Annotated in this window: 12 protein-coding genes; 7 read left to right on the forward strand and 5 right to left on the reverse strand. The window is 66.5% G+C overall.

Annotation, left to right across the window (positions count from 1 at the left end; genetic code table 11):
* Positions 1–83: 83 nt before the first annotated feature.
* Both WEB52_10635 and WEB52_10640 read left to right on the forward strand, forming a co-directional pair.
* Entirely contained in the window at positions 84–1145 is a 1062-nt protein-coding gene (locus tag WEB52_10635) for a rod shape-determining protein (GenBank protein MEX2226892.1), read from the forward strand.
* A gap of 96 nt (positions 1146–1241) precedes the next feature.
* Entirely contained in the window at positions 1242–1904 is a 663-nt protein-coding gene (locus WEB52_10640; protein MEX2226893.1) for a hypothetical protein, read from the forward strand.
* Here the strand turns inward: WEB52_10640 and recJ are convergent.
* Entirely contained in the window at positions 1885–3612 is a 1728-nt protein-coding gene (gene recJ / locus WEB52_10645) for a single-stranded-DNA-specific exonuclease RecJ (GenBank protein ID MEX2226894.1), read from the reverse strand. The genes WEB52_10640 and recJ overlap by 20 nt on opposite strands.
* A gap of 120 nt (positions 3613–3732) precedes the next feature.
* Between recJ and WEB52_10650 the strand changes: the two genes are divergently transcribed.
* Entirely contained in the window at positions 3733–4176 is a 444-nt protein-coding gene (locus WEB52_10650) for a hypothetical protein (GenBank protein ID MEX2226895.1), read from the forward strand.
* Positions 4177–4225: 49 nt separating this feature from the next.
* Here WEB52_10650 and WEB52_10655 read toward each other — a convergent pair whose 3' ends face one another.
* Positions 4226–5005: a TIGR00730 family Rossman fold protein gene (locus WEB52_10655; GenBank protein MEX2226896.1), complete on the reverse strand. Its 780-nt coding sequence runs from the start codon at positions 5003–5005 to the stop codon at positions 4226–4228.
* Positions 5006–5192: 187 nt separating this feature from the next.
* Positions 5193–6665: an MDR family MFS transporter gene (locus WEB52_10660; GenBank protein MEX2226897.1), complete on the reverse strand. Its 1473-nt coding sequence runs from the start codon at positions 6663–6665 to the stop codon at positions 5193–5195.
* 143 nt (positions 6666–6808) lie between these two features.
* Here WEB52_10660 and WEB52_10665 point away from each other — a divergent pair, with 143 nt between their 5' ends.
* On the forward strand, positions 6809–8011 hold the full coding sequence (locus tag WEB52_10665) for a CoA transferase (GenBank protein ID MEX2226898.1): 1203 nt from the start codon (positions 6809–6811) through the stop codon (positions 8009–8011).
* A 16-nt stretch (positions 8012–8027) separates the two neighbouring features.
* On the opposite strand, the gene WEB52_10670 is transcribed toward WEB52_10665, so the two are convergent.
* Complete coding sequence (locus WEB52_10670) at positions 8028–9380, reverse strand: MFS transporter (GenBank protein MEX2226899.1); 1353 nt, start codon at positions 9378–9380, stop codon at positions 8028–8030.
* Between the two features lie 208 nt (positions 9381–9588).
* Between WEB52_10670 and WEB52_10675 the strand changes: the two genes are divergently transcribed.
* The 3 genes from WEB52_10675 to WEB52_10685 all read left to right on the forward strand — a co-directional run bounded on the left by WEB52_10675 (position 9589) and on the right by WEB52_10685 (position 11303).
* Entirely contained in the window at positions 9589–10182 is a 594-nt protein-coding gene (locus WEB52_10675; protein ID MEX2226900.1) for a hypothetical protein, read from the forward strand.
* Positions 10183–10320: 138 nt separating this feature from the next.
* On the forward strand, positions 10321–10725 hold the full coding sequence (locus tag WEB52_10680; protein MEX2226901.1) for a hypothetical protein: 405 nt from the start codon (positions 10321–10323) through the stop codon (positions 10723–10725).
* Between the two features lie 2 nt (positions 10726–10727).
* Positions 10728–11303: a hypothetical protein gene (locus WEB52_10685; GenBank protein MEX2226902.1), complete on the forward strand. Its 576-nt coding sequence runs from the start codon at positions 10728–10730 to the stop codon at positions 11301–11303.
* Here WEB52_10685 and WEB52_10690 read toward each other — a convergent pair whose 3' ends face one another.
* Positions 11304–12422, reverse strand: a complete 1119-nt coding sequence (locus WEB52_10690) for a glycerate kinase (protein ID MEX2226903.1) — start codon at positions 12420–12422, stop codon at positions 11304–11306.
* Between the last annotated feature and the right edge of the window lie 212 nt (positions 12423–12634).

The raw sequence follows: 12634 nt of genomic DNA on the forward strand, positions 1-12634 counted from the left end.
TCGTCGCTCGTTCGCGCCTATAATGCCCGTCGCTGCGCCGGTGCTTCGGCGCGCTCGCAGATAGCTTCGCGCCGAGGGATCGGGTGATTAATCCGCTAACGGCCCTGCTGGGCTTCTTTTCGCATGACGTCGGCATTGACCTGGGTACGGCGAACACGCTGGTGATGGTCAAGGGGCGCGGCATCGTCATCGACGAGCCTTCCGTCGTCGCCATCGACCGCCACACGAAGAAGATCCTGGCGATCGGCGAGGAGGCCAAGCGCATGGTGGGGCGGACGCCGTCGAACATCATCGCCGTACGTCCGCTCAAGGACGGCGTCATTTCGGACTTCGAAGTGACCGAGCGGATGCTCCAGTACTTCATTCGATCCGTGCACGAGCGGTTTGGCTTCGGCATTCCGCGGCCGCGCGTCGTCATCGGCATACCATCCGGCGTGACGGAGGTCGAAAAGCGCGCCGTGCACGATGCAGCGCTCAACGCCGGTGCGCGGCTGGCGTTCCTCGTGGAAGAGCCGATGGCGGCGGCGATCGGCGCCGGATTGCCGATCATGGAACCGAACGGCTGCATGATCGTCGACATCGGCGGCGGCACGACGGAGGTCGCCGTGATCGCGCTCGGCGGCGTCGTTGTCAGCACATCGATCCGCACGGCCGGCGATGAGATGGACCAGGAGATCATGGCGTACGCGCGCCAGGTGCACAACATGCTGATCGGCGAGCGCACGGCGGAAGAGATCAAGATCGAGGCGGGGTCGGCGTATCCGCTCGAAGAGGAAGGTATCGTCGAGATCCGCGGGCGCGACCTTGCGACGGGACTGCCGAAAAGCGTCGAAGTGAGCACGGTCGAGATCCGTGACGCGCTGTCGGGCAGCATCAACGCCGTCATCGACGCGGTGCGCTCGACGATCGAGATCACGCCGCCGGAACTCGTCGCGGACCTGATGTACCGGGGCATCGCTCTTGCGGGCGGCGGAGCGATGCTGCGGGGACTTGATCGGCGACTGGCGCAGGAGACACGGTTCCCGGTGTACGTGGCGGAGGATCCGCTGTTTTGCGTTGTGAAGGGCACGGGCGAAGTGCTCGAAGAGACGAAGATGCTCCAGAAAGTACAGTCGTCGCTGGCGATGCGAAAGCCGCCGCGATAGGCGGAACAAATCGGCGGATGCCGGCGTCTTCCAGTCGATAGCAAAACAGACAACGATGAGAAGACAGTAAATCGCACACTAGAGGGGTCCCCCGCCATGAAGTTCCCATTGTTCGTACTTTCGCTCGCCGCGGCTGCGTCGCTGCTCGCGTCTGTGGCGTGCGGCGATGATGACGACAACGCCGATCCGACGCCGGAACGCACACCTACTGCCGAAGCGACGGCTGCAGCCTCGCCGACACCTGCCGTTTCGCCGACGCCGGGGAGTGACGGCGTTTCAGGCATCGCCGCCGTCGACGACGCGATCGCATCGATGGTCGCCGGTGACTTCCAGGCCGTCGAGGCGATGTTCCAATTCCAGATGGTGGCGTGCGAGATCGACGTGATGGGCGCAGGCGGACCGCCGCAGTGCGAGGCGGACGAAGCTGACGGCACCGAGGTCGAAGTATTCCCCGTCGCGCAGTGCGAAGGCGCGTTCCTGCGCGCGGACGAAGTGTTCTTAGCGGAGCGGCTGCGCGACCAGCAGATGGAACTCTACGCTGTGTACGACGCGACTTCTGCCGGCATCTATCCGGCGGGTGACTACGCCGTACTGTTCTCGTACGTGCGGCCGGAGATTCCCGGGACGACGCTGGCCCTCGAACTGATGATGGACGACGACGGCGTGACGGGCGTGGACTTCGGCTGCGGCGAGGATCCAGCGACGCTCGCCGAGGCGCAGGGACTCACGGACGCGATCGTTACGCCGGAGGGGACGTAGCTCCCGCAGGGCGCAAGTCCTCGACGCGCAGTCCGACCATGCCGGCGGGCGAGACTTCGATGGTGTAGACCACGTCGACGTTGTCGCCTGCGGCGAGGGCGATCTCGGCCATGTCGAACGCAACGGCTGGCCACACGGTGGCGCCATCGCGCAGCTTGAGGCGACGGTGCTTGTCGCCATCGCCCAGCCACTTCGTCTCGGTGACGACGACGTTGCGCGCGAGGAACGCAGGCGCGGGGTTGCCGATGCCAAACGGTCCCAGGCGAGTCAGCCAGCGCAGCTCTTCGCCACGGAGCTGGCTGAGCGGGAGATTGCAGTCGATCTCGAGCACGGGTGCCAGTTCGCGGCCGGCCAGTTCGCGCTCCGCTTCGGCCACCAGGTGAGCGCGTACCTCTTCGATACGCGCGTTCTCCGCCGTGAAGCCGGCCGCAGCACGATGACCGCCGAAACGCACGAACAGGTCCGGCTGCGCGCGCAAGGCGTCGGTGATGTGAAACTCGTCGATGCTGCGGCATGACGCGCGGCTGGTCGTGTCGCCGATCTCGTAGACGACGGACGGCCGTCCGTAGAGCGTGACGAGCTTCGCTGCGATCAACCCGACGATGCCGGACGAGAACTCTTCGTGGCCGATCATAATCAGCGCCGGGTGCTCCCGATCGCCCATCATCTGGGTCGCCATCTGCACGGCATCACTCGTCTTGCGCTGACGTTCGCGGTTGAGGGCATCGAGTTGGAGCGCGAGCGCCATGCCGCGCTCCTCGTCGTCCGTCATGAGCAACTCGAGGGCTAATTTCGCGTGTGCGATGCGTCCAGCGGCGTTGAGCCGGGGACCAAGCTTGTAGCCGATGTCCTCGGCGGTGACGTTCGGGCGGTCGATGCGTGCGACGTCCATCAGCGCGCGCAGGCCGGGGCGGCGTGTGCGCGCGAGCGCGCCGATGCCTGTGCGCATGAGGCGCCGGTTCTCATCGACCAGGGGCGCCATGTCGCAGACGGTGCCGAGCGCTGCGACATCGAGGTACGCCTCGGCGTCGAAGGGGCGACCGGCAGCGTCGTGGAGCGCGGACGCGACGTGGAACGCGAGGCCCGCGGTCGCAAGTTCGAGCATGCCGCCGGGCGTTGCACCGGGCAGCCTGGGATTGACGAGCGCGTTCGCGTCCGGGAGCGCCGGCGGCACCGTGTGGTGGTCGAGCACGATCACGTCCATGCCGATTTCGCGAGCGCGCGCCACTTCATGCACAGAACTCGTGCCACAGTCGGCGGTGACGAGCAGCGTGGCGCCATCGCGGCGCAGCCGTTCGATCGCCGGGACGTTGAGGCCGTAGCCCTCGCTGAAGCGATCCGGGACGTAGGGCACGGGCACGCCGCCGAGCGCGGCGATCGCTTGCGAAAGTTGCGCGGCGGAGGTCACGCCGTCAACGTCGAAGTCGCCGAAGATCGCTACCGTCTCGCGCTCGCGGACGGCGCGCAGCATGCGCTCGATCGCGATATCAAGCGCGGGCAGTGCGTACGGATCCGGCTGACCTTCAGGGGAGGCGAGAAAAGCGCGCGCGGACGCATCGGTCACGATCCCGCGCATCGCCAGCAGGCGGCCGATGAGATCGGGAAATTCACCTTGCGGGATCGCTTCGGGACGAGGGCGCCCGCGCCACCGACGCCGTCGCGACGGTGATTCGTCGGCGCGTGTCTCTTGCGTCGCGGAGAGCACCATGCGTTCGACTCTAACAGCAACGCGTCGCCAAGTCGAACACTTGTACGCGTCATAAGGTTCGCGCGTTGCGGCCGATGCTATCCGGGGGAGCTCCACCTGGGGGACTAGCACGGAGGAACAATGACGAAGATCCAGCTGAAGCTGGGCATTGCCATCGCGGCCGCTGCCCTGATGGTCGTTGGCGGGCCGGCGGCGGGAGGCGTTGTTCGCGCAGGCGAACGGACGCGCTTCCCGCAACCCGAGGAATGGACCGCGGTGATGGATTACCTGGAAGCGATCGCCGCGAACGAGACGAGGGCGCCGGCCACATCGCCGGATGCCGCGCCCGCCGAAGCGCCCATCGAATCGGCGCCGGTCGCACCGCCCGCCGCGCACGTCGAAGCTCCGGCCGTGCCCGCGGCGGTCATCGATACGGCGGCACCGGCGCCTGCCGTGCAACTCCCGAACGCAGGCACCGGCGGCGAAAGTCCCGCGTTGCCTATGACGATCGGGTTGCTGGCGCTGTCCGGCGTGGCGATCGTCGGGGCGGCACCCGCACTACGCATCGCGAGAGCGAGCGTGTAAGCACAGCAGATGGTCGCAGGAAGGCGCCGCTCCGGATGGAGCGGCGCCTTCATTCTCCGAGCGCCTTGCGGCGGCGGATCGGCTCGGCGTACTTCAAGCCGAATTTCCGGATCGCGGCATCGCGGATGATGGTCGCAGCTTCCTGCGGCGAATCCGTGAGATGGAACATCGCGAGATCGCCCCCACCGATCGTGCCGGCGGCCAGCAGGTGCGCGCGCATGTAATCGAGAAGCGGCGTCCAGAAATCGACGCCCATCAGGATGAGCGGGAAGTCCTTGATCTTGCCGGTCTGGATGAGCGTCGCGGCCTCGAAGATCTCGTCGAAGGTGCCGTAGCCGCCGGGCAAGGCGATGAAGGCGTACGAGTACTTCACGAGCATGACCTTACGCACGAAGAAGTAGCGGAACGTAAGCACGATATCTACGAACCTGTTCGATGCCTGTTCATGCGGGAGGACGATATTGACGCCGACGGAACGTCCGCCGGCTTCCCTGGCGCCGCGGTTCGCGCCTTCCATGACGCCGGGCCCGCCGCCGGTGATGATCGTGAATCCCGACCGCGCCAGTTCGGCTGCTGTCTGGCGCGCGAGCGCGTAGTAGCGGTGGTCGTCAGCGAAGCGCGCGGAGCCGAACACCGTGACGCAGGGGCCCACGAAGTGCAGCGTGCGAAAGCCGCGAACGAACTCCCAGGCGATGCGCAGTACGCGCAGAAGTTCGGCGAGGCGGCTCTGCGGGCCGGCGAGAAAGCGGACCTCTTCGGGGTAGGCCTTTCCGGGGGGTGGGTTGCCGGGGGCCTCGGGGGGCTGCTGCTCGACTTCGACTTCGGCCATGAGCGTTCCTTCACGGTGAAAAAGTCGCCGGGTAGTTGGCACAGATTCTAGACGAGCCGCGCTGGCTGTTGGAGTGCAAAGACGATGGGCGTCGGTCGGGCGGGCGAGGTCAATCGCGCCGTGTGCGCGGATCGCCCTGCGACCTCGCTGTTAGCATCGCGTCAAGATCCTTCGGCGACGCGTTGGTTCAGGGTCGCGGCGCCGGAGCGACGTCGCGTTGTTCAGCCTCCGGGACTTCGGTGACCTTCGTTGGCGCCATCGTCGGTGCGGCGGCGCGGTCGTTGATCAGCAGTGCGACGAAAACGCCAACGAGCGAGAGCAGGCCGATGAGCAGGAATACGTCGTGGAATGCCGAGATCGCTGGGGCCGGAGTCGCAGGCCCAAGTACGGCACCGTGATCGGAGAGCCGGCTCGTAAGCGCCGTCGCTCCGATCGCGACGCCAAAGCTCGATGCTACCTGGCTCGCCGCGTTGTACAGCGCCGTCGCGCGGCCGGTGTCGGACGCAGAGACGGTGGCATAGGTGGCGGCTTGCAACGGCACGAGCACGAACCCGAAGCCAAGTCCGCGCACGAGCATCAGCGCCCGGATCGTCCACAGATTGGTGTCTAGCTCCACATACATCAGCGCCAGCGTCGTCAGCGCCATGGCGACGAGCCCGGCGCCGATCATGCGACGCGGCCCGACGACGCGATAGATGCGGCTGGCGGGCTGCGCGATCATCATGACGCCGATCGCCATCGGAAACGTCGTGAGTCCCGACTCGAGCGCCGACAGGCCGCGGACGGCCTGCAGCTCGAGCGTGACGAGGAAGATCATGGACGCCCCGCCGAACATCGTCACGAGCCAGGCGAGGTTGCAGGCACGAAACAACGAGTCGCGATAGATGCGCAGGTCGAGCATGGGCTCGCGCACGCGAAACTCGACGAGCGCGAACGCCGCGAGCAGCGCGATCCCGGCGAGGCCGCCGGCGATGACGCGCTGGTCGTCGAAGCCGCGTTCCCCGGCCTCCGCCAGCGCAAAGACGACGAGCGCGAGTCCGGCGGCGGAGAGGATAAAGCCGAGCGGGTCGAAGCGGCCGGGGTTCGGCTCGCGGTGCTCCCTGATGTACAGCGCGGTGATCAGCAGCGCGACGACCCCGATGGGCACGTTGACGAGGAAGATCCACTCCCACGAGACGTAGTCGATCAGGAGCCCGCCAACGACGGGACCGCTGGCCGGCGCCGCTGCCGCGGGCACGACCATGATGCCGGCCGCCTTCGAGCGCTCCTCCGGCGGAAAGGCGCGCCAGACCATCGCGAACGCGACGGGCGAAAGCATGCCGCCGCCGACGCCCTGCAGCACACGGAAGGCGATGATCGTCTCGACGTTCCACGCGAAGGCGCAGAGCAGCGACGCCAACGTGAACGTCGCGACGGCGAACATGAAAACGCGCTTGGTGCCGAAGCGGTCGCCGGCCCACCCGCTGACCGGAATGAAGACTGCGAGGCTGAGCAGGTAGCCCGTGATCACCCACTGGATGACCGACGCCGAGTCGACTTCGAACTCGCTGGCGAGCGTGGGGATGGCGACGTTCACGATCGTCGTATCGATGAGTTCCATGAAGATGGAGAACACGCCGACGATGGCGACGATGTACTTGTGATCGATCCTGGCCAGCATCTCATCTCCGATCCGACGCCATGTACATCGATCCCTGCACGTGGCGGACTGCTTCTAGTAAAAAACAAGCTACCGCTTAGACGCCAAGCAGCGCCACCCTGCCCATATAATCACCGCATTCCAAACTGTGAAGGAGGGGCGGTATGCCGGGTCCGATGGACGGCATCAAGGTCGTCGAGATGGGTGTGTGGGTGGCGGGGCCGTCGTGCGCGGCGATCCTCTGCGACTGGGGCGCGGACGTCATCAAGATCGAGCCGCCGGCGGGCGATCCGTTTCGCGGGCTCTTCGCAAGCGCGCTCGGCGCGTCGATTCCCGTCAACCCGCCGTTCGAGATCGACAATCGCGGCAAGCGCAGCGTCTGCCTGAACTTCGAGAACGAAGAGGCGCGCACGATCGGGCGGCGTTTGCTCGATGAAGCAGACGTGTTCATCAGCAACATGCGGCCGCGCGTGCTCGAGCAGTTCGGCTTCTCGTACGACGAGCTGCGCCGGACGAACGCGAAGATCATCTATTGCCAGGTCACGGGGCACGGGCCGGAGAACCCCGACCGCGACCGTGCCGCCTACGACATCGGCGCGTTCTGGGCGAGGGCGGGGGTCGGCGCATCATTGACGGCCGACGGGCAGCCGATCCCGCAGCAGCGCGGCGGTATGGGCGATCACATGACGGGCTTGAGCGGCGCCGCCGCGATCTCGGCAGCGCTCTATCATCGCGAGCGCACGGGGGAGGGGCAGCGCGTCGCCGTGTCGCTCGTGCGCACGGGCGTCTACATGATGGGCTGGGACTACGCGCTGGAGATGCGGCTGGGCGTGCAGACGAAGCCCTACGACAGGTATCACGCGCCGAATCCGATCATCAACTGCTTCAAGACGAAGGACGATCGCTGGTTCTGGCTCCTCCTGTTGCAAGGAGACCGACACTGGCCGGATCTGCTGCGCGCGCTGGGGCGCGAGGATCTGGCGACGGACGAACGCTGGAGCGACATCAGCCTGCGACGGCAGAATTCGGAAGGCATCGTCGGCGAACTGGATGGCGAATTCGCGAAGCGCACGCTCGACGAATGGGCGCCTATTTTCGACCGGGAGAACGTCTGGTGGGCGCCGGTGAACACGATCACCCAGGCGCTGCAAGATCCCGTCGTGCAGGCGTCGAACTCCGTCGTGCAGGTTGCGGGGCCGGATGGCGCGGTGCCCATCGTGAACACGCCGGTCGACTTCTACGCGACGCCGAACGCGCCGAAGGGGCTCTCACCGGAACTGGGACAACACACCGAAGAGGTCTTGCTGGAGATGGGCTTCGACTGGGAGAAGATCATCGCCATGAAGGAAGCCGGGGCGATCCCCTGAGCCCGTCGTCGCGGCGTCATGCGGGGCTCGTATGCAGTTCGCGAGGTGCGATCGACTCGCGATGCGACACGTAGTAGGCGAGCGCAATCAGGACGCCAAGGAGGCACGCGGCGGCGTTGACGGCGATCGCCGTCGAAACGCCCATGGTCTCCGCGAGGAAGCCCGTGAGGAAGCCGCCGATCGGCGTCGAGCCGGCGAAGAGCAGCATGTAGAGCGCCATCACGCGGCCGCGGAGGTGGTCTGGCGTGGCGAGTTGCAGCGAGGTGTTCGCCGTCGATGCGAACGTCGTGTTGGCGACGCCCAGGAACAGGAGCAGCGCGAGCGTCAGCAGGTACCACTGGCTGAACGCGACGCCGGCGAGCAGCGCCGTAAACGCGAAGCCACCGATGAAGAGCGTCGAAACGGCGGCGCGCGAGCGGCTCGCCAGCACGAGCGCCGAGATCAGCGCGCCGAGTCCGACCGCTGCCGTCATGAAGCCGAGGCCTCGCGGTCCGCGGTCGAGCACGTACTCCGAGAGGAGCGGCAGCATCACCGTAAAGTTGTAGCCGAACGTCCCGACGATCGCGACGAGGATGACGACGAGTAAGACCGACGGCGTCCGGAATGCGTACGACAGCCCCTCGCGCAACTCGCCGATCGGGTTCATGCGGTCGCTCCTGCGACTTTCCGTGCCGTGGAGTTGCGATGTGTCCATCAGAGCGAGGCTGAGCAGGATCGGGATGAAGCTCAGTCCGTTGATCAGAAACGCCGTGTCGACGCCGAACAGGTCGATGATCACGCCGCCGAACGCAGGACCGACGAGCCGCGCGCCATTGAACAAGCCCGAGTTGAGCGCGATGGCGTTCATCAGGTCGTCCTTGCCGACCATGTCGACGATGAACGCCTGGCGTGCGGGCTGTTCGAACGCGTTCGAGAGCCCGAGCACGAAGGCCAGCGAGTAGACGTGCCACAACTCGACGCGGCCGGAGTAGACGAGCGCCGCCAGCACGAGCGCCTGGGCCATTGCGAGCGTGCGCGTGGCGAAGATGAAGTTGCGCTTCGGCACGCGGTCGGCGATGACGCCAGCGAACAGCACGAATATGGTGATCGGCAAGAACTGGAGCATCGTCACGGTGCCGAGGGCGATCTTCGAGTCAGTGAGCTCGATGACGAGGATCGCCTGGGCGATGGTCTGCATCCAGGTGCCGCTGAGCGAGATCGCCTGGCCCGTATAGAAGAGCCGGTAGTTGCGATTACGAAGCGCGCGAAATGTGGCATCGAGCGTACCGCCCGGCGAGGGTGGCGCGGCCGCTTCGAGCGCGCCGGGTATCGGTTCGACGTTGCGCCAGCGGAACAGGCGCCCGAATCGAGACGGAGTGCGGCGCTTCACGCGTTCCCTTTCGTTGACAGATGATGTCGATTGTAGCGAACGGCCTCGGCGCAAGCCGCTCGACCGCGTGCGCGGCCTCGCTGCCGCTCAAGGCCGCACTCGGAACAGCCTGCACCGCCGCGATGCGCATACAAACGATGGCACAGCGCGCCAGCGTGGCGTTCGTCAATTTCGACGGCCGCAGTCGACGGATTGCGCGCCTAGTGGCTTGCGCTCGGAAATATCGTGCTATCATGATCGTGAAGATATTCGCCGCGAGGAGGCATCTCTGGACTCCGATTACCGCATCGACGTCTCCGAAGTGAATCGCAACATCGACCTCGTCGATGTCATTGCGATGTACTTTCCGTTGCTTCGCAAGACGCTGCTGATGGACCTGCGCACGAGCGAGGTGGACGGCCCGATGATCCGCGTCGTGCCGATGGCGAACACGCCGGAGGAGCGCTTTCAGTCGCTGATCAAGATGCGTCCGCGCTTCGGCAAACCGGACACGATCACGATCATCCCCTGGCCCAAGTACGTGCAGAGTGTCGTCGCGCTGGGCATCTGGGATCACATCGTGCGGCGATACGCCGACACCGGCTCCGCCGCGATGGTGCGCCAGTGCGAGAAGTGCCTGGCCGAGCTGGCGAAGCTCGAACGGGAAGAGACGGCAAGGGCGATCACGGGCGAAAACTACGAGACGATCTGGGGCAAACCGGGCGTCGCAGAGGTCACTTCCAACCTGCTGGAGGACGAATCAGACGAGGACTTCGACGACGAGGACGACATCGTCGAGGACTTCTTCGAGAACGACGACTAGACGCTCCAGCGACTAAGACGACGAACGGCCGCCGATTGGCGGCCTTTCTGCTACCGCTCACCAGACTAAACAATTGCTCGCTCATGCGCCAAGTGCCGTGTTAGAATCCGCGCGTCGTACGGAGGCGCACACATCGGCATGCAGGCTCGACAGATCGGCCGCCCGAACCCGACGTCGCATGCGCGTCTCCAACTCGTCCTCGTCGCGCTCGGCGCGTGGAACCTGCTGATCTTTCTCCTGGAACTGACGAACGCCGGCCCGCTCCGCGTCGGCGATGTCGACGGGGTGCTCGGCGCACGCGCTGTCAGCGGCGCTGTTGGCGTGCTGGGCGTGGCGTACCTGTACGCGGCGCGCAATCCCGTGCGTTACCGGTTCGTGCTATGGCTGGCGACGCTCGAGCAGTTCGTCGGATTGTTCACGGCGACGTTCCACTGGGCGCGCGGCGACCTCGGCGCGGACGAGGCGGTCGTGCCGATCCTGGTGTGCGCCGGCGCGCTCGTGCTGCTGATGACGAACCTGCCGCGCCAAACTGATACGCTCTGAGTATGCGCCGATCCGCGGAACCCGCCCCCCCGGCCGCGACCCGCTCGGAACCCGACGTCGTCCCTGCATCGGGCGTATACCGCGCCGCGATCATTCTGCTTGGCGTCTGGACTATCTTCGCCGGACTCGCGCTGGTGACGCAGGGCGTGCCCGCGCTATCGCTCGGTGCGAACGATGCGGCGGAGCGGATCATCGGCTCGCAGATGCTCATGCTCGTGCCGATCTACGCGCTGATCGTCTGGCGCCCGGACGAGAACCGCCTGCTGCGCTGGATCCCGTACGCAGCGCAGCTTTCGATCATGCTGCCGTTCGTTTGGGACACGCTGATCACGGGCGACCACACGTTTACCGACGGCGCTCTGCTGTTCGTCGCGGCGGCCGTGTTCCTGGGCGTGCTCGTCTACCTGCGGTCGAGCGCGCATCCGCTCGGCTTCTTCGCCGTCGACTCCGAGGACGAAGAGATCGACGAGGACGCGGAGTATGACGAAGAAGAGGGCGATCTTCTCGACGAAGAGGAGGAGCCCGAATCCGGCCCGGAGCGAAACGCGCGAGGACGCCGGTATCGACGCAGCACGTAGTTACCGCGCGAAGTCGCGGACCAGGCGCGCCGCCGCCTCGGCGACAAGCGCCGCTCCTGCGCGCATGGCGTCTTCGAGGCGCATCCCGCTCGGCGTCGATGCCATCACGGCGTCAAACATGAGCGAGGACGGATCATAGTCGCTGATCGTGCCCGCGACGGCGATCACCGGCTTCCCACACTCGCGCGCCACCGCGGCGACGCCGGCGGCGGCCTTGCCGTACGCGGTCTGGCTGTCGAGCCGGCCCTCTCCCGTGACGACGAGATCCGCCGCTTCGACACGCGCGCGCAACCCGATCGCATCAGCGACGATCGGGAAGCCGGGCTCGATCGTCGCACCGGTGCCGACGAGAAGACCGGCGCCGAGACCGCCCGCCGCGCCGCTGCCCTCGATCGCCTGGAGGTCGAGAGCGAAGTCACGTTGCACGACCTCGGCGAAGCGTCGCAGGGCGGCGTCGAGCGTCGCGACCGCCTGCTGAGATGCGCCTTTCTGCGGCCCGAAGACGACGGCGGCGCCTTCGGGCCCGTAGAGCGGGTTGCGCACGTCGCTCGCAACGCGGATCGCCGCGCGGGCTACGCGCGCATCGATGGTTGTCAGATCGATGCGATCGAGATCCGCGAGCGCAGCGCCACCGCGATCGAGATCGGCGCCCGACGCATCGAGCAGGCGCGCGCCGAGCGCCTGCAGCGCACCGGCGCCCGCATCCACCGTCGCGCTGCCACCGACGCCGACGATGATGTTGCCGCAACCGGCGTCCAGCGCGGCGACGATCAACTCGCCGACGCCGGACGTCGTCGCGGCAAGTGGATCGCGCTCGGCTTCCGCGAGCAGCACCAGTCCGGAGGCTGCAGCCATTTCGACGACGGCTGTAGCGTGCGGGAGCAGCGCCCACGTGGCTTCGATCGGGCGCATCAGCGGATCGTGCACGGTGATCGTACGGCGCTCACCGCCGCGGCCGGCGATCAGCGCGTCGACGAGGCCCGGGCCGCCGTCAGACACCGGCGCTTCGTCGACGGTCGCGCCGGCCATCGCCCGGCGCACGCCGGCGGCGATGGCGCTCGCGGCTTCGACCGCGGTGAGGCTTCCCTTGAATTCTTGCGGCGCGACGAGGATGTGCATGGCGCGGCTTTCCCTCTCGCTCGGCAGAAAGAGGATAGAAGATGTGCCTGGCCGCCACTCTGAGGTCTTGACATCGCACAGGCGTTCTATTATGATCGCCAGAACAGAACATTTGTACCAACGGAGACCGCCATGACTCGCCGTATCCGTGTCCGAACGATCGTCCTGCCGCGTGCGCGGGACTGCCCTGACTGCGGCGGTCCCCTGGTGCA

The organism is Dehalococcoidia bacterium (assembly GCA_040902535.1).
Classification (GTDB): Bacteria; Chloroflexota; Dehalococcoidia; order DSTF01; family JACRBR01; genus JBBDXD01.